The organism is bacterium (assembly GCA_021372615.1).
Lineage (GTDB): Bacteria > Armatimonadota > Zipacnadia > Zipacnadales > UBA11051 > JAJFUB01.
Genome location: JAJFUB010000012.1, coordinates 1 through 20,917, shown reverse-complemented (window position 1 = coordinate 20,917; position 20,917 = coordinate 1). Strand labels below are relative to the sequence as shown.

16 protein-coding genes and 1 pseudogene are annotated in these 20,917 nt (G+C 67.8%); 10 read left to right on the top strand and 7 right to left on the bottom strand.

Features of this window, described 5'->3' with window-relative positions:
- Positions 1 to 374: 374 nt before the first annotated feature.
- Positions 375 to 1,112: a hypothetical protein gene (locus LLH23_01075; protein ID MCE5237068.1), complete on the top strand. Its 738-nt coding sequence runs from the start codon at positions 375 to 377 to the stop codon at positions 1,110 to 1,112.
- Positions 1,113 to 1,195: 83 nt separating this feature from the next.
- Positions 1,196 to 2,917, top strand: a complete 1,722-nt coding sequence (locus LLH23_01070; protein MCE5237067.1) for an ATP-binding protein — start codon at positions 1,196 to 1,198, stop codon at positions 2,915 to 2,917.
- A gap of 101 nt (positions 2,918 to 3,018) precedes the next feature.
- Here the strand turns inward: LLH23_01070 and LLH23_01065 are convergent, their stop codons facing one another.
- The 5 genes from LLH23_01065 to LLH23_01045 all read right to left on the bottom strand — a co-directional run bounded on the left by LLH23_01065 (position 3,019) and on the right by LLH23_01045 (position 7,663).
- Positions 3,019 to 4,392 (bottom strand): HAMP domain-containing histidine kinase, encoded by a 1,374-nt coding sequence (locus LLH23_01065; GenBank protein ID MCE5237066.1) that lies wholly within the window; start codon positions 4,390 to 4,392, stop codon positions 3,019 to 3,021.
- Between the two features lie 6 nt (positions 4,393 to 4,398).
- Positions 4,399 to 5,094 (bottom strand): response regulator transcription factor, encoded by a 696-nt coding sequence (locus LLH23_01060; GenBank protein ID MCE5237065.1) that lies wholly within the window; start codon positions 5,092 to 5,094, stop codon positions 4,399 to 4,401.
- Between the two features lie 189 nt (positions 5,095 to 5,283).
- Positions 5,284 to 5,856, bottom strand: a complete 573-nt coding sequence (gene pyrE, locus LLH23_01055) for an orotate phosphoribosyltransferase (GenBank protein ID MCE5237064.1) — start codon at positions 5,854 to 5,856, stop codon at positions 5,284 to 5,286.
- A gap of 62 nt (positions 5,857 to 5,918) precedes the next feature.
- The gene (locus LLH23_01050) at positions 5,919 to 6,788 is read right to left on the bottom strand and encodes a hypothetical protein (protein ID MCE5237063.1); all 870 of its coding nucleotides are present in this window, start codon (positions 6,786 to 6,788) and stop codon (positions 5,919 to 5,921) included.
- Positions 6,785 to 7,663, bottom strand: coding sequence for a hypothetical protein (locus tag LLH23_01045; GenBank protein ID MCE5237062.1), 879 nt, complete (start codon positions 7,661 to 7,663; stop codon positions 6,785 to 6,787). The genes LLH23_01050 and LLH23_01045 overlap by 4 nt, the downstream gene beginning before the upstream one ends.
- A gap of 187 nt (positions 7,664 to 7,850) precedes the next feature.
- Here LLH23_01045 and pyrF point away from each other — a divergent pair, with 187 nt between their 5' ends.
- The 8 genes and pseudogenes from pyrF (at position 7,851) to LLH23_01005 (ending at position 17,857) form a co-directional block, all read left to right on the top strand.
- Positions 7,851 to 8,756 carry an orotidine-5'-phosphate decarboxylase gene (gene pyrF / locus LLH23_01040; protein ID MCE5237061.1) on the top strand — a complete coding sequence of 302 codons (906 nt, stop codon included), beginning with the start codon at positions 7,851 to 7,853 and terminating at the stop codon, positions 8,754 to 8,756.
- A 12-nt stretch (positions 8,757 to 8,768) separates the two neighbouring features.
- Positions 8,769 to 9,698, top strand: a pseudogene (gene pyrB / locus LLH23_01035) (aspartate carbamoyltransferase).
- 189 nt (positions 9,699 to 9,887) lie between these two features.
- Positions 9,888 to 11,009 carry an AAA family ATPase gene (locus LLH23_01030; protein MCE5237060.1) on the top strand — a complete coding sequence of 374 codons (1,122 nt, stop codon included), beginning with the start codon at positions 9,888 to 9,890 and terminating at the stop codon, positions 11,007 to 11,009.
- Positions 11,009 to 11,647, top strand: coding sequence for a hypothetical protein (locus LLH23_01025; GenBank protein ID MCE5237059.1), 639 nt, complete (start codon positions 11,009 to 11,011; stop codon positions 11,645 to 11,647). Before LLH23_01030 ends, LLH23_01025 begins: the two co-directional genes overlap by 1 nt.
- Positions 11,648 to 11,665: 18 nt before the next feature.
- Positions 11,666 to 12,916 (top strand): argininosuccinate synthase, encoded by a 1,251-nt coding sequence (gene argG / locus LLH23_01020; GenBank protein MCE5237058.1) that lies wholly within the window; start codon positions 11,666 to 11,668, stop codon positions 12,914 to 12,916.
- Positions 12,917 to 12,964: 48 nt separating this feature from the next.
- On the top strand, positions 12,965 to 13,489 hold the full coding sequence (locus LLH23_01015; protein ID MCE5237057.1) for a hypothetical protein: 525 nt from the start codon (positions 12,965 to 12,967) through the stop codon (positions 13,487 to 13,489).
- 68 nt (positions 13,490 to 13,557) lie between these two features.
- The gene (gene argH / locus LLH23_01010) at positions 13,558 to 15,069 is read left to right on the top strand and encodes an argininosuccinate lyase (protein MCE5237056.1); all 1,512 of its coding nucleotides are present in this window, start codon (positions 13,558 to 13,560) and stop codon (positions 15,067 to 15,069) included.
- Between the two features lie 1,996 nt (positions 15,070 to 17,065).
- On the top strand, positions 17,066 to 17,857 hold the full coding sequence (locus LLH23_01005; GenBank protein ID MCE5237055.1) for a dihydroorotate dehydrogenase electron transfer subunit: 792 nt from the start codon (positions 17,066 to 17,068) through the stop codon (positions 17,855 to 17,857).
- A 29-nt stretch (positions 17,858 to 17,886) separates the two neighbouring features.
- On the opposite strand, the gene LLH23_01000 is transcribed toward LLH23_01005, so the two are convergent.
- Positions 17,887 to 19,773: a DUF4838 domain-containing protein gene (locus LLH23_01000; GenBank protein MCE5237054.1), complete on the bottom strand. Its 1,887-nt coding sequence runs from the start codon at positions 19,771 to 19,773 to the stop codon at positions 17,887 to 17,889.
- 165 nt (positions 19,774 to 19,938) lie between these two features.
- On the bottom strand, positions 19,939 to 20,733 hold the full coding sequence (locus LLH23_00995) for a formylglycine-generating enzyme family protein (protein ID MCE5237053.1): 795 nt from the start codon (positions 20,731 to 20,733) through the stop codon (positions 19,939 to 19,941).
- Positions 20,734 to 20,917: the final 184 nt, after the last annotated feature.

Genomic DNA, 20,917 nt, shown 5'->3' with positions numbered 1-20,917 from the left:
CCGAGCGTCCTGCGGACGCCGCGGCCCGGCCTGGAGGAGTGAGGGGGCGGTCTGTTCCCCGGCGCTGAAGCGCCGGGCTGAGGGGCGGTGCTGCGCACCGCCAACCGTCCTGCGGACGGAACGGCTGCCGCCCTCGCTGATATGGTCACAGCCGTAGCCGTAGCCGTGGCCGTGGTCGTAGCCGTAGCCGTGGTCGTGGTCGCAGCCGTGGCCGTTGGCGTCCGCAGGATGCCCGGCGCGACGTAGTCGCGCCCCACCGCCGGGCGCTTCAGCGCCCGGGACGCGAGGCTACCCTTCTTGTCCTTGCGGCTTGCGTCCGCAGGACGCTCGGCGGCGCAGGCACCCGCTACGTTGACTAGCCCAGGAGCGCCGCCATGACCAGGCGTGAGATCCTCATCCTGTCGTCCATACTGCTGCTCGCCGCGGCAGTGCTGCACTTCGTCCACTACCTCATCTTCGGCGATGCCCACCACATCGCCATCTACCTTCTGGGCGACATCGCCTTCCTGCCGCTGGAGGTGCTGTTCGTCACCATCATCGTGGACCGCATGTTGGCCGCACGCGAGGTGGCGTCGCGCCGGCACAAGATGAACATGGTCATCGGCGTGTTCTTCTCCGACCTGGGCCGCACGCTGCTGGCGCAGTGCCGGCCGATGCTCCAGGGGGACAGCCTGGCCTGCGCCCCGTGCCTGCACATGAAGACCTCGGAGACCGACCTGCGGGCCGCCGTCCGGGCCGCTGCAGCGCACCGCCCGGAGTTGCGGGTGACGGTCGCCGACCTGCAGATGCTGCGGGACCTGCTCCGCCAGCACGAGCCGCTGCTGCTGCAGCTGCTGGCTAACCCGGTGCTGCTGGAGCATGAGGAGTTCGCGGACGCGTTGTGGGCGATCCAGCACCTGGAGGAGGAACTGGCGGCGCGGTCGGACCTGGGGGCCTCGCCGCCGTCGGATCTGGCCCATCTGACCGGAGACACCGAGCGGGCCTACGGACGGCTGCTGCGACAGTGGCTCCAGTACCTGCTGCATCTGCAGCGCTACTACCCGTATCTGTTCTCGTTCGAGGTGCGCACGGACCCGCTGGCGCCGGAGCGCCCGATCATCGTCACCGAGTAGGCGGGTTCGTCCGCGAACCCGCGCCCATGCCTCACCGCGACCACTGCGGGTTCGGGGACGAACCCGCCCACGCGAGGCCAACCATGAGCGACCTGCCCCCCTGGGCCGAAGAGATACGCCAGACCTTCACCTCCGGCGCCGCCTCGGTGTTCCTGCTGCACGGCGTCCGCGACGTGTACCCCTACGAGGGCGCCTACCTGCCCCTCCCGGTCTTCCTGCACCACGCCTTCTGCGGGGACAAGCACGCCGTCTACTATGACATCGCCTCGGGCATCACCTTCCCCGGCCCGGAGGACGAGCGCAAGTTCAAGGCCGTGCTGGAAGTCATGCGGCTGCGCTTCTCGGACGTGCCCGAGCCGGCCCAGGCCTTCCGCCCCGAGGTCGCCATCCCCATCCTCGAGGAGTTCCTCTTCTCCCGCGATGGCGCGGCTGTCATCATTGACTACGCCGACAAGCTGGCCCCGCGCGAAGACATCCCGATGATGAACTTCGAGGAGCGGCGGTTGGCGACGACGCTACGCCGCTGGGCGCAGGACCCGCGCCTGCTGCGCCGCAACAGCTTCGTCTTCCTGCTCACTGAGGCCCTGTCGCAGGTGTCCGACGACCTGTACGCCCAGGGCGGCGCGGCGCACGTGGTGGGCATTCCCCTGGCCGACACCGGGCAGCGGTTGGACTATGTGCGCTACCTGCTCGACCACCCCGACCTGCTCGTCCGCAACCACGACGCAGCGCCGCAGGCGGGGGAGGTGCTCGACCTCTCGCCCGAGGTGCTGGCCGCGCAGACCAACGGCCTGACGCGGCTGCAGGTTGCGGGGCTGCTGCGCACGGCCTGGCGCTCGCGGGAGAAGGTCGCCACCGCCACCGTCACCCGCGGCAAGCGCGCCGCCATTGAGCGCGAGATCGGCGACCTGGTGGAGTTCACGGAGACGAAGCTGGGGCTGGAGGCCGTGGCGGGGGTGGACCTGCAGAAGGAGTTGCTGCTCAACACCGCCCGGGCCCTGCGCGACGGCCAGACCCAGGTCGTGCCCAAGGGCATCCTGCTGCTGGGCCCGCCCGGCTGCGGCAAGACCTTCACGATGCAGTGCTTCGCCCACGACTGCGAGATCCCGTTCCTGCAGCTCAAGAACGTCTTCAGCAAGTACGTGGGCGCAACCGAGGCCAACCTGGAGAAGCTCTTCCACTTCCTCGATGCACTGGCGCCGGTCTTCGTCTTCATTGACGAGTTCGACCAGTCCTACGGCAAGCGCGTGCAGAGCGAGGGCGATAGCGGGGTCTCGCGGCGCGTGTTCGCCATGTTCAACTCGTTCCTGTCCGACGACTCCCGGCAGGGCAAAGTGCTCTTCGGCGCGGCCACCAACCGCCCCGGCCTCATTGACCCCTCGACGCTGCGCGCCGGGCGCTTCGATCTGAAGCTGCCGTTCCTGCTGCCCGACGCCGCCGCGCGCGAGGCCATCCTGGGGGTCACGTTCCGAACACTGAACGTCCCGGCGGGGGCGCTGGACCTGGCGGCCTTCGCGCAGCAGACCGAGGGCTTCTCGGGGGCGGACCTCAAGGAACTGATCCGTGTGGCCCAGCGCCGGGCCATCTTCTCCGGGCGCGATGCGGTCGGGGCGGAGGACCTGCAGTTCGCCCTGGAGGACTACCTCCCCCCCGGCGCCGCCCGGCCCGATGAGATCAGGCTGATGGAGTTGTCAGCGGTAGCGAACTGCACTTCACGGTCGCTGCTGCCGCCGGAGTACGCGAAGAAGCTGGAGGACGGCACTCTCCACGCGGAGCTGCAGGCGTTGGAGTTGATGGTGGAGTAGGGCTGCCACGAACGCAGAGAGCCTGACTCGCGTCAGGCTCTCGCACCCTTTGCCGAAGCGCCGGGGTGATTGGGCTCACTCTATCACACTACATGGACCTGTCAAGGCAGGCGAGCGCCGTCGCCCTGAGTGACCGGCACCCAGAACCCCACCTCCGCACCCCCCTCTTCCCTGTTCCGGGCGATGACCTCTCCCCCGTGGCGCAGGACGATCTCCCTGGCGATCGCGAGCCCCAGGCCGGCTCCCTGGTCCCCCACCTGCCGCGCCGGATCGGCCTTGTGGAAGCGCTCGAAGATGACGGCCAGGTCGGCCTCTGGTATGCCCGGTCCATGGTCGCGAACGGTGACGAGAACACACATCTGGCTGTCGGGGACGCGCTCGCCCGCCTGCACCCTCACGTCGATGCTCCCACCCTCAGGGCTGTAGCGCAGCGCGTTGTCCAGCAGATTGACCAGAACCTGCACCAGCCGCTCGCCATCTGCCATGACCTCCGGTGCGTCGCCCGTCTCCACCCATGCCTCGACCCCGCGCTCCCGCAGGCGCGGCTCGAAGCTCTGCAACACCCCCTGGACTAGCTGCGCCAGATCGGTCGGCGCAAACTCGAACTCGAGCACCCCGGCCTGCAGGCGCGAGAGCTGCAGCAGGTCCTCCACCAGGCGCGTCATCCGCTGGGCCTCGGCCGCCGCGCCCGCCAGACAGCGCTGCCGCGCCTCCGCGCTGTCCGCCGTGCCGTCCTGCAGTGCCCCCAGGAAGCCGCGAATGGCGCTGAGCGGCGCCCGCAGCTCGTGCGAGGCCGAGGCGATGAACTCGCGGCGCAGGCCGTCGAGGGAGGCCAGGCTGGCGGCCATGTGGTTCATGCTGGCGGCCAGGGAGGCCACCTCGGTGGGGCCGGTCTCCGACAGACTGACGGCAAAGTCGCCGGCGGCCAGGCGCCCGGCGGCCTCGGACATGCTCACCAGCGGCCAAGCGACGGCCCGTGCCGAGGCGTAGGCCAGCAAGACGGCCAGCACCGCCGCCGCCAGCGAGGCGAAGCCCACGACGACCCATTGCGCCCGCTGCAGGTGTTGCCAGCCGGGCACGGGCTTGCGGATGATGATCGTGCCGTGGGCCAGGGGGGTGGCGTATTCCGCCAGGCGCGCGGCCGCGGGGCGCGAGGGCGGCACGAGCTGGCCGGGCACGTGGTCGGGGTTGCTGGAGATGATGACCATGCGGTCGGCGCCGGTGATGACGACTTCGGCGTCGAGCACCTGGGCCGAGGTCTTGATGAGGCGGCGCAGGTGCGGGGATCCGGCGCCCTCACGCAGCAGCGGCTCAGCGGCGCTGGCCAGGCCGCCCACGGCGCCCTTCCAGCGCAGCGTCTCGGCGACGGAGTAGTAGCGGTAGAACAGGGGTGGGGTGAGCAACGCCACGAGCGCCACGGCCAGCAGGCTGACCAGCATGTGCGTGAGCGTCAGACGCCAGCGCAGCGACCGCATGGCCGGTTAGCTTTCCGGCGGCACGAACCGGTAGCCAATGCCCCAGACGGTCTCGACGGTGCAGGCGGTCATGCCGGCCTCGCGCAGCTTCTGCCGCGCGCGCTTGAGGTGCGTGTCCACGGTGCGGTAGTCCCCGTAGTCGGGGTCATAGCCCCAGATGGAACTCATGATCTCGGCGCGCGGGAACACTTGCCGCGGCCGGGTGCACAGCAGGTAGATGATGTCGAACTCATGCGGCGTCAGCGCGACCAGCGCGCCATTGACCCGGGCCTCGCGCGTGGTGGGGTTGATCTCGAACTGCGGGAAGGTCAGGACCTGTTGCGGCGGCTCCTCGGCCTTGCCGTGCGAGCGGCGTAGCACCGCCCGGGCGCGCGCCACCAACTCGCGCGCATTGAAGGGCTTGGTCACGTAGTCGTCGGCCCCCATCTCCAGCCCGACGATGGGCTCCACCTCGTCGTCGCGGGCCGTCAGGAAGATGATGGGGACGGTGCCCTGGGCGCGCAGCTCCCGACAAACCTCGTAGCCGTCCTTGCCCGGCATCATGATGTCGAGGATGATCAGGGACGGGCGCGCCGCGGCAACCGCGGCCACAGCTTCCTCACCGTTGGCCGCCGTGCGGACGGTGAACTGGTCCTTCGCAAAGTACATCGTGAGGAGGTCACGTACACTCGGGTCGTCATCCACGATGAGAACGTCGGGCATGGCGGGCTCCTTCGAGGACACGCGTTCGGCCGCGCACGTCACTGGACAGAACGAGGCGCTGAAGTGGGTATGTTCCCCGCTCAAGTCCCACTTCCCCATCACCATGCGCGCGAGACAGGGAAGTTTGCGGCACAACTCCGCGAAGGCCCTCGAGCCGTTCCCAGGCAGCGGCGACCGGCTGCCTCCCGGTTACGGCGCCTTCACTCCCAGTTCCTCGATGGTGAAGATGGCCTCGAACTCGTAGCCGGCCTGCTGCAGGTTCTCGCGCGCGCCCTGCAGCCGGTCCACCATGGCGATGACCTTGACCACCCGGGCCTGCTTCTCGCGCTCGACGGCGGCGATGGCCTGCAGTGTCGAGCCTCCCGTCGTTACGACATCCTCGAGCATCACCACGCGGGCTCCGTCAGGCACCGGGCCCTCGATCTGCTTGCGGGTGCCGTGGTCCTTCTGTTCCTTGCGGACCAGGAAGCCGATCAGCGGGTGACCCTCCGCGCCGGCGAGGGTCACGACGCCGCCGGTGATGGGGTCGGCCCCGATGCTCATGCCCCCGACCGCCGCCACGTCATCGTCCTGGATCATGTCCAGGATGCACCGCGACAGGCAGTAGAGCCCCTCAGCCTGCAGAGTCACCATCTTGCCGTCAATGAAGTACGTGCTCTTCTGGCCGGACGCCAGGGTGAAGTCCCCAAAGCGCAGGGCGTGCTCGCGGATGAGCTCGGCCAGACGGGCGCGGCAGTCGGCGACAGAGCGGTGTTCGGACATGGGTGCTCCCTCGGTGTGATGGATCGGCTGACCAGTGGCTGCGGACGCGGCGAACCGCGCCGCTACTGGGCCGGGGTGCCGCGGGCGGCCAGCATCTGCTGCAGCAACTCCGGTGTGTGCGGGTCGGTCAGCAGGTAGTAGATGTCCCACCAGTTGTACGGTGCGCGATTCTTGGCCTGCGGCTGATCCCCCAGGGCCCCCACGCGCTGCAATACGCGGGCGGCGAAGAACGGGGCCTGCCCCGGCCAGTCCTTCTCCGAGACGACGCGCACCTCATCGGTGAGTCTCATCATCCAGTTCAGGGCGTCCTTGAGCTCGGGGGTGTTGGGCCGGTAGTACTCGGTCAGGAAGTCGGTCAGGTGGCCCACCCGGGTGGTCACATAGTCGCCGGGGATGAGGTAGCGGATGCGCTCCAGCGCCCGGATGGTCCCATTCAGGTCGGCCATCAGGTCGCGCATCTCGCTCAGGGCGGCCTCGTCGTCACTCTCCGTGCTGAGTTCGGCCGGGCGCGACCAGTCCACCAGGCGCGTCTGGTCGGGCGCCAGCGCCCGCCGCACCTTCCGCACCTGCGTGTCTACCGCCTGCCGCAGCTTCAGACGGCCCTCGTTCCGCAGCGTGAAGTACTCGGCGACCGAGGCGTTCACGTTGTCAGGCACCGCGGTCCCCGCCGCCAGGCACTGAGCCTGCTGCTTGAAGACGTCGGCGCGGGCTTGTAGAGCCTGGTCGAGTTCGCTGTCGTACTGGGCAGCCAACTGGCGGGAGGCCCGCGCCGCGGCGAGCATGTCGAGCAGTTGGCGGCTGTTGGGCTGCAGGTCCGTGACCAGAGCGAGATTGCTATGCAGGTCAATCGCCGCCGTGAGCGGTTGCGGCGTCGTCTGGGCGCCGGCGGCAAGGGTCACCATCAGGGCCATCGCACACAGCAGGTGTTTCATGGGACCACCTCCATCGCCGGCTCCGCTTTGAAGCCCTGCAGCAGGGCCACCGTCCGTTCAGAGGAGACAAAGACCATGAAGTCCTCGAAGCTGATCGGCCACCCGCCCTTGGCCGGCGTCTCCGGCAGCCGCAGCGCCCGGGCGATAGCCTGGGGGAGCCGGGGCTCCGCCTGGGCGAACTGGGCGTCCGAGAGGCGGCGCACGCTGTCCATGAGCCGCAGGACATCGCTCACGGCGCTGTTGTAGCCCTGATCGTCGGGAGCGACCAACTCGGAGGCCAGACGCAGCGCCATCGCGACCCGCAGCGTCTCGTACTCATCGGGCAGCAATTGCCGCATCGCGACCACATAGCGCTGCACATCGGAGATAACGCTCGCCGAGTCGCTGGCGCGCTGCTGGCCCTGCTCGCCGGCCCGGGCCTGGCGGAGAGTCTCCAGGGTGCTGACCTGTTGCTGGTCGAGCAAGCGGGTGATCTGCTCCGCGATCATCTCGAGGTTGTTCCGCGCCTTGCCCCGCGCATCGTCATGGGCGTTCACCGCCCGGTCTAGGGCCGTCTGGGCCGCCGGGGCAGGCGCCTCGCCGCCCAGGAGAGCCCGGTTGGCAGCCACGAACGCGCCCTCATACTTGATCCACAGGTCGTCCAGGGCCCCGTCACGCTGCCGCAACACCTCCTGGGCTTGGTTCAGCAGGGGGATGGTTTTGGCCACCTGGTCCTCACGCAGGCGGAGCGTCCGCGCCACATAGAGGATGCGAGCGTCCTCCATGAGTTGAGCAGGCGTCGGGGGCTGCGCCGCCGGCTGGTCGGCAGGTTGTTGCTGGGCCGAGGCGAGAGTCAGAGGCAGGAGCAGAACAACTAACAGGAAAGCCCGCAGCATAGGCGCTCTCCCTTTCAGTTTGATGCCTCATTGGACGTTGCAGTTGTCACAATGATCCGAGTCTAACACAGGCCCCTGAGGGCGTCAATTCGCGGGCGCTCCGGCGGCCCAGGCCCCCGCGCAGCGGCTTTGACAAGGCCCTCACGCGGCATGTATAATCGCTCTACCTTGCCGAGCGAGGGCACCGATGGCGGAGCACTTCGCAGACCGTCTATTCGAGGCTGTCCGGCGGAAGAACAGCCGTCTCTGCGTGGGGTTGGACCCGCGCCCTGATCTGCTGCCTCCAGACCTGCCCGGGAGTGGCTCGGACCTGGTCAAGCGGGTGGAGAGCTTCTGCTTCAACATCTGCCTCGCCACCGAGCCTTTCGCCGCGGCCGTCAAGCCCCAGGCTGCCTACTTCGAGGCTCTGGGAGCCGAGGGCGTGGCCTGTCTGGAGCGGGTCATGTGCTTCGCCCGCGAGCTGGGCTTTGTCGTGATCCTGGACGCCAAGCGCAACGACATCGGCTCGACGGCCCAGGCGTATGCCGATGCGTACCTGAAGGCTCGACCCGAGGGTCAAGGCCCGTGTCTGCGGGCCGCTGACGCCATCACCATTAACGCTTATCTGGGCTACGATGGCGTCGAACCGTTCGTGAATAAGGCCTACGAATACGGGACAGGCCTTTTCATCCTGGTGAAGACCTCCAACCCGGGCTCGGGCCAGTTGCAGGACCTGAAGCTGGAAAGCGGGCTGACCGTCTACCAGCACATGGCGGACCTGGTGGCGCAGTGGGGGCAGGACCTGATCGGGGCCAGCGGCTACAGCTCGCTGGGCGCGGTCGTAGGGGCGACCTACCCGGAGCAACTGCGCGAGCTGCGCGCCCGGGTGCCCCAGACGCCCTTCCTGGTCCCGGGCTTCGGCCACCAGGGCGCCACGGCTGCCGATGTGGCGGTGTCCTTCGATGCCGAGGGCTTCGGGGCGATCGTGAATTCGGCTCGCGGGATCATCTACGCCTACCGCAAGCGCGAGGGGAGCTTCACCCAGGCCGCGGCGGAGGCAGCCCAGGAAGCGCGAGACGCACTGAACGGGGTCGAACCGAGCGATGCAGGCTGAGGAGGCCGCCACGTGTCACTGAAGGGCCGAGACCTCGTATCCCTGTCCGACTTCGGCCGCGCGCAGATCCTGTGCGTGCTGGATGTCGCCGAGCGGATGGCCGAGGCCATTGGCTTCGACGGCGGCCCGCGCTCGCCCCTGGACCCGCTCGACAGCATCCTGGCGACGCTCTTCTTTGAGCCCAGCACCCGCACGCGCCTGTCCTTCGAGTCGGCCATGCTCCGTCTCGGGGGCCAGACCCTCGGCTTCGCCGAGCCCTCGTCCAGCTCGATCGCCAAGGGCGAGTCCCTGGCCGACACGGCGCGCATGGTCAGCGCCTATGCCGACATCATCGTCGTCCGCCATCCGCTGGCGGGGGCCGCGCGCGTGGTGGCCGACTATGCCGACAAGCCGGTCATCAACGCCGGCGACGGCGCCCGCGAGCACCCGACGCAGACGCTGACGGACCTGTTCACGATCCGCCGCGAGCTGGGCACGCTCTCGGGGCTGAAGGTGGGCCTGGCCGGCGATCTGAAGTACGGGCGCACCGTGCACTCGCTGGCCCCGGTCATGGCGCACTTCGGCTCGGACGTCGTCTGCATCTCGCCCGAGGCGCTGCGGATGCCCGAGGGCGTGCTGCAGCAGGTCCGGGCGGCGGGCCGCACGGCGACCGAGACGGACGACCTGGCAGGCGCGATCGCGGAGGTGGACGTGCTCTACATGACGCGCATTCAGCGCGAGCGCTTCCCTTCGGAAGAGGCCTATCTGGCGGTCAAGGGCTGCTGCAACTTGACGCCGGAGTTGATGACTTCAGGGAAGGAGGGCTTGCGCGTGTTGCATCCACTGCCGCGGGTGGACGAGATTGACCCCGGCGTGGATGTGGACAGGCGTGCAGCCTACTTCCGCCAGGCCGCCGGTGGCGTGCCCGTCCGCATGGCGCTCATCGCGCTGCTGCTGGGCGTGTACAAGGAGGGCAAGTGCGTCGAGGACGCCCCGCCCGCGCCCGCGCCAACCGCGAGCGACCAACATTGCACCAACCCCAAGTGCATCACGAGCACCGAGGCGCATCTGCCGCCGCTGTGCCACGAGCACAAGGGCCAGCGCACCTGCGCATACTGCGAGATGGGGTTGTAGGCCGAGGAGGCGAGTTCGTTGTACGAGTCAGTGAGAATCCAGAACTTCCGCGGCTTCGCGGACCTGACCGTGGACGAACTCACGCGAGTGAACCTGGTTGTGGGGGAGAACAACGTCGGGAAGACGGCAGTATTGGAGGCTGTTGCGATCCTGGCCGATGCGCCGCGCATGCAGACGCCCAGAGACCTGGAGAAGCTGCGCAAGGCTCCAGTCGCCGGTGGCAAGACCATCAGCCTATTCGAGGGCCTCTTCCGCGACTTCGACGCCAGCCACCCCATCACCATCTCAGCCCAGTCCGCGACTCGGCGGGAAGTGGCCAGCGTCGTCGTTGAGATGGCTGGCAGGACCACCGTCTCCCTGACTGAAGGCCGTGGCGTTGACCTGCATGTGCCGCCCGAGACGGACGAGGAGATGCGTCCACTTGTGGCGCCTCTGGCTGGCATGGCGCCCGACCTAGTGCGCATGGAGCTGAGGACGGGACCCGCCGCCACACCACGTAGTGGCGCTGCAATAGGTGTACTGCAGCGAAGTAACCCGAGCCGGTTGGTCGGGGTGCAATTCGACGAGCCGGCTGCGAACCGCCCGAGCCAGTTCATCGCGGTGCAAGATGTCGTTGGCTTGGCCGCCGATCCGGCACGTCTCACCGAGGCAATACAGTCAGGCAAGCGAGACGGGGTTGTGGAGGCGATGCGCGCAGTCGATGAACGCGTGGCCGGGCTGGAACTGTTGGACACCGGCGCCGGGGCTGGCATCTTCGTCCGCCTCGCAGGCAGTACCCGCCTGATGCCGCTGGGGCATCTCGGTAGCGGAGCCGCACGCATGCTCAGCATGGTGCTGGCAAGCTTCGCGGCTGAACAGGGCGTGCTCGCCGTGGATGAGATTGACACTGGCCTCCACTACTCGATACAGCACAAGGTATGGAGCGCCATGGGATCTGCTGCGCTCGAGTTCGGCGTTCAGCTCTTCGCCACCACCCACAGCTACGAGTGCATGGTCGCCGCCCACGAGGCCTTCGCGGACCATCCCGAGGACTTCTCCATGCACCGGCTGGAGCGGGGTCCCGACGGGATCGTTAGGAGCCACGACTTCGGGCACGAGTCATTGGGCACCGCCCTCGAACTCGGGTTTGAGGTGCGCTGATGGCAGGGGGGGCGGCCATCAATCAGTGGGAACTGCGCCACCCGTTCACGAGCGAGAGGTCCAGGCTTCTCCTCGTCGAGGGCCAAGATGAGTGGCACCTGCTCGTTCGAGTGCTGCCGACGTTGGGGATAGCCGACGTTGACGTGCGGAGCTTCGGAGGCAACGAGAAGCTGGCCGCGGCCCTGAAGTCACTGGCTGATGGGGCTGTGACGGGCTTCGACTACATCACGTCCATGGGTATCGTGCGCGATGCGGAGGCACAGGGAGTCGAGGCGGCAAGTCAGAGCGTCGTCGCCGCGATCCGCAATGCTGGCTTCCCGGAGGACGGCGAGCGCCGCATCAACCACTTCATCCTGCCGAACGACCGAGACCCGGGCTGTTTCGAGGACATCTGTCTGGCCTGTGTCAGCGACGACCCCGCCCGCAAGTGCGTAGACGACTACGCAGCGTGTCTCGCGACCAGAGCGGCAGAGGGCAGGCTGACCCTCGACCCCAACCCGAGCAAGACCAGAATCCATGCGTTCCTCGCCTCGCGCGAGGATGCCACAATTCAGATCGGCCAGGCGTTTGACGCCCACTGCTGGGACATGAACCACGAGGCCTGGCAGCCACTGATTGACTTCATCAAGAGTGTGTAACCGCTTAAGGAGACTGAAATGGACCTTTCCGGCAAGTTCTGCATTGAGATCCCCCAAGTGAAGAAATGCGCCGTCGCCTATTCGGGCGGGCTGGATTCCGCCCTGGCGCTCAAGCTACTCACCGAGTACTACGGCTGCGAGGAAGTCCTCGCCTGCACCGTCAATGTCGGCCTCACCGACGAAGAGATCGAGATGTGCCGCTCCAAGGCCGAGCTGATCGGCGTGCCCTGGCACTACATGGAGTGCGAGCAGGAGTTCGTCAACAACTTCATCACTCGCGCCCTCTACGCCAACTCCAGCTACGAGGGCTACCCGGTCTCGACCTCGATGACCCGCCAGCTCATCGCCCGCAAGGTCGCCGAGTTCGCTGTCGCGCAGGGCTGCGACGCCATCTGTGAGGGCTCCACGGGCAAGGGCAACGACCAGTTCCGCATGCACAACGTCTTCTCGCTCTTCGCGCCCGACTGCACCATCATCGTCCCGGTGCGCGACTTCGACTTCACCCGCGAGGACGAGAAGAAGCTGTCGGCCGAGTACGGCATCCCCTTCAAGGCCGGCATCGGCGACGACCTGACCATGTGGTGTCGCTCGATCGGCTCGGGCGAGGTGTCGAACCTCAAGATGGTCATCCCGCAGGACGACTACCTGTGGTACAAGTTCCCCCAGAACGCGCCCGACGAGCCGCGCCGCCTGACCGTGGAGTTCAAGGAGGGCCTGCCCGCCAACGTGGACGGCAAGACCGACCTGGCCGAGATCATCCACTACCTCAACGCCGTGTGCGGCGAGAACGCCATCGGCAAGATTGACATGTTCGAGGATGGCATGATCGGCCTGAAGAGCCGCGAGGTGTACGAGGCCCCGGCCGCCAAGTTCCTCCTCGCCCTCCACCAGGACGCCGAGCAGCTCTGCCTGAGCAAGGAGCAGATCCAGTTCAAGCCCCTCATCGAGCGCCAGTGGGCCTACATGGTCTACCACGGCGGTTGGTACCACCCCGTCACCGAGGACTGCGCGGCGTTCCTGAAGTCGTCGCAGTGGGCGGTCAACGCCAAGTACGAGGTGGAGATCTACAAGGGCAACATCAACATCCTGAGCCGCGAGAGCGACAGCCGCCTGTTCCGGCCGGAGCTGCGGGCCATCGTCGAGCGCCCCAAGGAGCCGGGCGAGGTGCGGATCGAGTGGAAGCAGCCCGAGAGCGGGCCGGCCGTGAAGATCCACGGCTTCCAGTACCAGATCCTCGGCCACCGCGGCATGCCGTATGTGAAGGAGTAGGCGGAGCCGGCATCCGCACCTGACCAACCCGAAGGAGGCGCCAAGCTCATGGACGATGTCCTCGACATCCTGAAACTGGGCGTGGAGAAGGAGCACCTGCGCGGGGCGGCATATGCCCAAGCGGCGGCGCAGACACACCATGCTCTCGCCCGGGCCACCTTCACCGCCCTCGCCGAGCAGGAGGCTGCCCACGAGCGCTACCTGAAGGCCTACTACGACAGGCAGGTCGCCAACGAGGGCTGGCCGCCGCCGGCCGAACTCGGTGTCAGCGCCGACATGCGCGACGCCATCAAGGCCATCTTCGCCCAGGCTACGGCCCAGATCGCACAGGCCGGCGCCGCCGACGCGGGCCTCACCGAGGTCTACGACGCCGGCATCGCCGCCGAGGGCGAGAGTGTCGAGTTCTACACCGAGGCCCTGAGCAAGGCCACCGACCCGAACGCCAGGGCGTTCTTCGCGACGCTGGTCAAGGCCGAGAAGATGCACCTGAAGCTGCTGAGCGAGACACAGGAGTTCCTGGACGACACGGGGAAATGGTTCTTCGACGAGGAGCAGTGGATCGTCGAGGGGTAGGATGCGCCATCCTGAATGTCACGAACGCGGGCCGGCGCCGGTCCGCGTTTTCGTAACTGGAGACTGACATGGCCAACAAATCCGAGAAGCTGTGGGGCGGACGGTTCGCCGCCGATCTGGCGGACATCGCCCTGAGCTTCAGCGAGTCCACCGCTGCCGACGGCCGCATGGTGGCCGAGGACATCTGGGGCAGCGAAGCCCACGCCATCATGCTGACGGCCTGCGAGATCATCAGCGAGGAGGACCTGCGCGAGATCCTCAAGTGGTTGGAGCAGGCCCGCGCGGCCTGGGAGGACGGCTCCTTCGAGCTGCGGCCCGAGCTGGAGGACGTCCACATGAATGTGGAGACGTACCTGCGGCAGGGCGCCGGGCCGGAGTTCGGCGGGCGGCTGCACACGGCCCGCTCGCGCAACGACCAGGTCGTGACCGACTGCAAGCTGCACCTGCGCACCCGGCTGCTGGACATCCGCGACAAGCTGGCGGACCTGCAGGAGGCGCTGCTGCAGCGCGCGCACGGGCAGGAAGAGACCGTCATGCCCGGCTACACGCACACCCAGCACGCCCAGCCCATCTCGCTGTCGTTCTGGCTGACGAGCTATGTCAGCATGCTCAGCCGCGACCAGGAGCGGCTGGCGGCGGCCTACAAGCACACCAACACCAGCCCCCTGGGCGCGGCGGCGCTGGCGGGCACCAGCTTCCCCACCGACCGCAAGCTGTCGGCCGACCTGCTGGGCTTCGACGCCGTGCAGGAGCACGCGCTCGACTGCGTCGGCTCGCGCGACTTCGTCGCCGAGGCCATTGCGGCGCTGGCGATCCTCATGGCCAACCTCTCCAAGCTGGCCGAGGAGTTCGTCGTCTGGTCCACGTGGGAGTACCGCATCCTGGAGATGGACGACGCCTACGCCTCCGGCAGCTCCATCATGCCGCAGAAGAAGAATCCCTGCATCGCCGAACTGACGCGCGGCAAGGTGGGCATCGTGTACGGCCGACTCATGCAGATCCTGACGCTGATGAAGGGCCTGCCCAGCGGCTACAACCGCGACCTGCAGGAGGACAAGCCCCCCCTGTGGGAGGCGCTCGACACGCTGGAGCTGACGCTGCTGGCCGTCAAGGCGATGGTGGACACCGTCACCTTCAACACCGACCGGATGCGCCAGATGGTGGGGCAGAACTTCGCCACCGCCACGGAGCTGGCGAACTTCCTGGTGGCCGAGCGCGGCCTGCCCTTCCGCACGTGCCATGAGATCGTCGGCTCGCTGGTGGCGACCCTCATCAACGAGGGCCTGACGCTGGACGACCACGAGGCGGTGCAGGAGGTCCTGCTGCGGCACGGCCAGGACCTGACGCTGGAGGAGATCGTCAGCGTCGTGGACCCGCAGGCGTGCCTGCAGCGGCAGCGCAGCCTGGGCAGCACCGGCCCGGACGAGGTCCGCAAGCTGCAGCGGCGGCTGGACAAGCTGGTCGCGCGGAGCCGGGCGGAGACGCTGGTGGCGCGCGACAAGCTCGACGAAGCACGCCAGCGCGTGGCCGGCATCGTCAAACGGGTGTTGGCGGGGAAGGGGCTGGGGAAGGCGCTGTAGAAGAGTCATGCCGCCGAAACAGGCCTGTCACAGGGCAGACCGAAGGGGGTGAGCGCGTGTACTGCAAGAAGTGCGGCTTTGATATACCTCCACTGGACATGAAGTGTCCGAAATGTGGAGCGGCAGTGCAGTCAAGCGAGGCCGTCCTAGACGTCACTCTTGACGACGAGTACCCCGAACTCCAGCTTGGGCCGGATGACGGGTCCCCGGCTGCACCGGGGACTGCTCCCACCAGCCCCTACCCACCGGTTCTCCCCACAAAGCCTGCGCCGCACACGGGCCCCGGGTACATGCCCCAAGCCGGCTCGATCGTTCGCCCTCAGTCGTGTCCCGAGGGCGTTCAGGTGGCGCCGCAGGCGACCTATCCCCAGCCGGCAGCGCAACCGTGGTGGCCGTGGTTGCTGGTGCTCGGGGGGCCTGTCGGGTGTGCATTGGTACCCTTCATACTGCTGGCTGGCCTGGGCCTCTCCCTGTTTGCGTGCTACTTCGCCCCGCTGCTAGCAGCAGGGGTGATCTCGTTGTTCATATGGTTCCAGCAGCGAAGCAAGCCTGCAGTCCGCAGTAGGTACATCTGGATCACGCTGGCGGTTGGCGCGGGACTCACCATAGCGTGGATTGCCGTAATCGCCGTTATTGGGACCACTGCGGGGTCCACGACCCCACAGGCCTCCCCATAGGTGGCGCGTACCGGAAGACGTAACCAACCTGAGCCGGGGGTGTGATATGGCAAGGAAGGTAGACCAGAGGACCATACGGCAGCTTCGCCAGCGTGACGCGGCAACGGGGGGCGAGAAGGAGGGACTCGCGCCAGCATACCCAAAGGAGCCTGAACCGCGCGAGTCCGCGCCTCCCACGGATCCGGGACCGACTGAGCCGCGAGCACTGACGCCGCCAGCAGGCCTTCTTAGCGGCATCATGGCGGGGATAGGCCTGCCTTTTGGCTGCTTAGTCGGCTGCGGCGTCATCGTCTTCGTAGGAGTCGTGGGGATTGTGACTCTCGCCGTCATCGGCGCGTCTTCATCGGCGCATGTGGAGCCGCAGAGCGGGACGTCTCGGACCTCGTCTCCTCGAAGGCCTGTCCAGCCGGTGACACCCCCCTCTCAGGGCTACCGCGGAACGACGCCCGCGCAGACCTCGCGGCCAGCCACTCAGGCGCAACCCCCGACTAGGCAGGTGGCACCGTCTGCGAGTTCGGTCGGTGCAGTGTGTTGGTCGTGTAGTGGCTCGCGCTACGTCCGCTGCACATTCTGCGACAACGGGGTTACTGCCTGCGGCTTCTGCCAGAACGGCGTCACCCGCTGCCAGTCCTGCACCAATGGCTACATCCGGTGTCAGTTCTGCGGAGCACGAGGCGGTTCCTGCATCATGTGCCAGGGCAAGGGCTACTATGTCTGCCCAATATGCAACGGTGCACGCCAGTATACATGCCCAATCTGCAACGGCAGGCAGAGCTATACATGCCCCATGTGCAACGGGCGCGCATACTACGGCTGCCCAGTGTGCAACGCAGGGGGATAGTGGGAACGGGTGTTGCCCGACATCGTGCTGCCAGGGCCACGAAGTCGCCCCATCGCGGGGACATGGGCGGCACAAACTACTGCGGTCATTGCAGGCTCTTCCAGAGGCCTGGGCGCTGACGGGTCACGTGCGAGGGGAGCTGTCGGTTGTGGGGGCAGAGCGCCTGCTCGCGGCGCTGTGTGCCAGCGGCATTCCGCCTACCCCTCGCTCCCCCGCTGCGGCGGGAAATCCGGCCTTGACTCCCCGCTGCATCAGCCCGATAATACGGTCAACACGCTGCCGTGGGAGACCTTCTGGCCCTACGTGGTACACCGCCGGGCCTCTCGGGGCCCGAATGATTCCGCCGGGGACTCCTGACAAGGAGTCCCCGCATTGTGTTCTGGGGTAGGAACAGGTGGTGGGCCAGGACACGTAGTCAGCAACCCCGCAGTGATCCTGCATGCGCGCGTGAGGACACGCGCGCCCACGCGAGAGGGCCATGGACCACCTCCAAGCCAAGCTGCTCCACAACCGACCCGAACTGCAGGACTACCGCGTCCTGGAGCTGCACGCCCCCGAGATCGCCGCGAAGGCCAAGCCCGGGCAGTTCGCGCATGTGCGCGTCGGCAGCGGCCTGGACCCGCTGCTGCGGCGACCGTTCTCGGTGATGCTGCCCAACCGGCATGAGGGCACCATCCAACTGCTCATCAAGAACGTGGGTCGGGGCACCGACCTGCTGTGTCACCTGCGCGAGGGCGTACTGGTGGACGTGCTCGGGCCGCTCGGCAGCAGCTTCACGCCCCCGCCGCCCGGGCGGGATATCCTCATGGTCGCCGGCGGGGTCGGGGTCGCCCCGCTCGTCTACTTCGCCGATGTGCTGCAGACCGACCCGACGGCCCACTACCGCGTGCGCGGGCTGTATGGCGGCCGTAACAGCGACCAGTTGCCGCTGTGGACGGAGTTCGGGGGGCGATGCGAGGAGTTCTATGTCGCCACCGAGGACGGTTCGGCCGGCGAGCAGGGGCTCGTGACGGACCTGCTGGAGGGGCAACTGCAGCGCGGCGACGTGCAGGTCGTCTACACCTGCGGGCCGCGAGCGATGATGGCCAAGGTCGCCGCCATGTCCGCGGTCGCCGGGGTCACGTGCTTCGTCTCCATGGAGCAGTGGATGGGCTGCGGCCTGGGGGCGTGCATGGGCTGCGTCGTGCCCGCCGTCGCAGGTGGTTACGTCCGCGTCTGCGTGGATGGCCCGGTCTTCGACGCCGCGACACTCGACTGGGACAGCATGTAGCCCCGCGCCCCGGGGGACCTCCGCACCGCCTACTGCCCCGGCGCCAGATGCGCCTTCAGCAGGCTTGCCTTCCGCGTCGCGTGATCGGCCCCACTGCACATCAGAGCCACACTGTCGCACTTGTCGTCCGCGAACCGGGCGTAGGCCTCGTCGGACCGGTAGAGGCTGGACTTCTCGGGCTCGGGCAGCAGTCCCGCATGCCGCAGGTTCCAGTGCAGCACCACCAAGTTGTCGCCGAACATCTCCAGCCGCGCCCGCTGCCGGGGCGTCTGCACCTGTGCCAGCGCCGCCGCGTACAGGCGCTCAATCTGCGCGAACTGCGGCGCATAGACCTGCTTTGCCGCCTCCGCAGGGAAGCGCCACTGCCAGTCGTTCGGGTTCTGTTTGAACTTGCTCAGCTCCGTGTCGAGCAGCTCATCGAGCTGACGCATGGGCGTGGCCGCGGCCGCGCCATAGGCCCGGGTCAGCCACTCCTCTCGCACGGCCGCCGGGTCGAGGCTGTGGTTCCACATCAGCTTCGCGATCAGGTAGTTGTGCGCCGCTGCGGTGCCCCACCACTCGTCCCCGTACAGCAGGATGCCCCGGATATCATGCTGCTTGAGAGCCGGGAAGATCGTCTTGAAGATCGTTACTCCCGCCGGTTGTGGCGCGCCGATGAAGCCCACCCGCGAGTGGATGAGCTTCGTGGGCAGGTCATAGTACGCCACTCGGCCCGGCAGCAGCGCGCTCCATGCGGCCATCAGCCGGGGGAACTCGGCCGCCAACTCAGGGCGGTACAGCGTCATCCCATAGTACGCCCGCGTGGCGATCACGAAGGACAGGTTGGGCTCCATGGCCATGGGCTGGCGCGGGGGATAGGCGTACTCGTAGTACAGGTAGCCGCCCAGGAGCTTGTCCGGGTACTTGGCCCGTACGAGGCGCGCCACAGCGTTGTAGAAGGTGCAGATGCGCCGCGTCATGTTCCGGGGCAGCATCCTGCTCCCCGGCCAGGCCTCGCCGTCAATCGGCTCGTCAAGCGCCGTGCAGCCTGGGCACTCGCACCAGCCCTGCCCGTCGGTCGGCGAGATGGTGAACATCCGCGTCTGCGGGTTCTCGGCCATGCGCGCCATGAGGCCATCGGCGAAGGCCTGGATCAGTCCGGGGTTGGTGGTGCACAACTTGTAGGTCCTGTCGGCCGGCTTCACCCGCTGCCCGCCCACAAGCGCCGCGTACTCCGGATGCTGTTCGATGACGGCCGGGCCCGGGATCTTGTCCCACACGTGGTTGTGGGCCATCCAGACGCTGCAGCCCCGCCGTCCATCCGGCAGCGCCTCCCCCAGCCGTAGGCGCCGCGTCCACACCTTCACCGCCTGTTGCTTCTCCTGGATGTATGGCTCGTAGCGGTACGGATGGTCCGGCTGCCCCGTCACCGGCAGCCCCTCGACGCGCAGGTCCCGACAGGGTGGGATGTCCTCCCCCACCTCCCCCGGCATCAGCCAGCGCGCGTTGAGGAACCGCTCCAGAAACTCATAGACGCCGAACAGTGTGCCCTGGCTGCAGCCCCCGCCGACCGTCAGTTCCCCATCGGGGGTGTCGGGGCCGAGGATGAACAGATTCCCGTCCCGTGCGGTGATGACATAGCCCTCTTCCGGGATGCCGTTCACGTCCAGACCCGCTGCCCGCACCGCCGCATTGTCCCCCAGGCAGATCATCGGCGACTGCGGCCGGTCCACCACCGGCAGCTTCACGCCACAGGCCGTCTCCACCACTCGCGCCAGCTCGCGCGCCGCTTCCTGCACCGGCTCCGGGGCGTTCGCTGCACGGTAGATGGCGTACCTGGAGGCCCCGTTCTGCACCAGCACCAACGGCTGTGCCGGGGCCGCCATCGCCGCCAAGCCGAGCGCTACGGAAAGCAGGCAGAGCAGTTCGGGTCGCACTTGTAGTCCTCCCCTTGGGGCGATAGGGCTGCCGCGCAGGCGGGTTCGTCCTCGAACCGCCACCAACGGCCAGGCCCGCGACGGACGTCGGAGCGGGGTACAGGCCCCCGCCCTGCAGGCCCGCGCCGTCCACGGGCCCGGGAACGAACCGGCTGGCGCGACCGGCTACGGCACGTAGCACGCTCGCAGGCAGCCGGAGCCGCCGTCGTTGTCGGGTTCACTGGCGAACCGGCTGGCACTGCGGCACTCGTCGGCATCGCCCCAGCAGTACCCACCCCGCCACACCTTCTCCGTGCCCGTCGCCGGCCCCTGCGGGTCCACGCCGGGCGAGGTCGCGTAGTACGTCTTGCTGTACCAGTCCTGGACCCATTCGGCCAAGTTCCCCGCCATGTCCAGCGCCCCGCACCAGCTCGCCCCCCTCGGGAAGCTGCCGACCGGGGAGGTAAAGCCGTTCGGCCCCGGGTTGTCGTTGTTGCAGCACAGGTCCGCGTTCCACTGGTTACCCCAGGGGTACTTGCGCTCCTCGGGCCCGCGGGCGGCCCATTCCCACTGCGCCTCGGTCGGCAGGGCCATGCCGTAGAAGCGGCAGTAGGCCGTGACATCGTTCCAACTGACGCCAGACATGGGGTGCTCGAGCGGGGTGATGATCTCGGCCCCGAGCACCACCTTGGCGACCTTGCAGTAATGCAGCCACTGCTGCACGGTCACTTCGCACTTGCCCAGCCAGAAGCCGCGGGTCAGACGGACCGAGTGTACGGGCCTCTCGTCCTCGCGCCCGTCGTTCGAGCCCATCATGAACTCGCCGGCGGGCACCCACACCATCTTGCCATTGTCGGGACCGAAGATCTCCTGTCCGGCCTGCGTGCCGGGCGTCAGCCAGGGCTTGCGGTCCTGGGCCACACCACGGGACAGGGGGGCGATGAGCAGGAGAACAGCTACCACAGGGACTGCGTTTCTCACGAGCAAACTCCTCCACATGCTTCCGCAGCCGCCTCCAGCCGGCTGCCGCTGTTGTCCCTTCTGTGACATCGCTCGGCCCGGTTTGTTCCCGGGGGGCCGCCGCGCCTCGGTAGGGCGGGGGCTCGTACCCCGCCGCGCCTGGCACGCACGGAACGGCGCGGCGGGGGACGAGCCCCCGCCCTAA

Coding starts and splice junctions, on each gene's coding strand:
- argH (MCE5237056.1), top strand. CDS start 13,558: ATGGCCAACAAATCCGAGAAGCTGTGGGGCGGACGGTTCGCCGCCGAT.
- argG (MCE5237058.1), top strand. CDS start 11,666: ATGGACCTTTCCGGCAAGTTCTGCATTGAGATCCCCCAAGTGAAGAAA.
- LLH23_01025 (MCE5237059.1), top strand. CDS start 11,009: ATGGCAGGGGGGGCGGCCATCAATCAGTGGGAACTGCGCCACCCGTTC.
- pyrE (MCE5237064.1), bottom strand. CDS start 5,856: ATGTCCGAACACCGCTCTGTCGCCGACTGCCGCGCCCGTCTGGCCGAG.
- LLH23_01075 (MCE5237068.1), top strand. CDS start 375: ATGACCAGGCGTGAGATCCTCATCCTGTCGTCCATACTGCTGCTCGCC.
- LLH23_01060 (MCE5237065.1), bottom strand. CDS start 5,094: ATGCCCGACGTTCTCATCGTGGATGACGACCCGAGTGTACGTGACCTC.
- LLH23_01005 (MCE5237055.1), top strand. CDS start 17,066: ATGGACCACCTCCAAGCCAAGCTGCTCCACAACCGACCCGAACTGCAG.
- LLH23_01070 (MCE5237067.1), top strand. CDS start 1,196: ATGAGCGACCTGCCCCCCTGGGCCGAAGAGATACGCCAGACCTTCACC.
- pyrF (MCE5237061.1), top strand. CDS start 7,851: ATGGCGGAGCACTTCGCAGACCGTCTATTCGAGGCTGTCCGGCGGAAG.
- LLH23_01065 (MCE5237066.1), bottom strand. CDS start 4,392: ATGCGGTCGCTGCGCTGGCGTCTGACGCTCACGCACATGCTGGTCAGC.
- LLH23_01050 (MCE5237063.1), bottom strand. CDS start 6,788: ATGAAACACCTGCTGTGTGCGATGGCCCTGATGGTGACCCTTGCCGCC.
- LLH23_01045 (MCE5237062.1), bottom strand. CDS start 7,663: ATGCTGCGGGCTTTCCTGTTAGTTGTTCTGCTCCTGCCTCTGACTCTC.
- LLH23_01015 (MCE5237057.1), top strand. CDS start 12,965: ATGGACGATGTCCTCGACATCCTGAAACTGGGCGTGGAGAAGGAGCAC.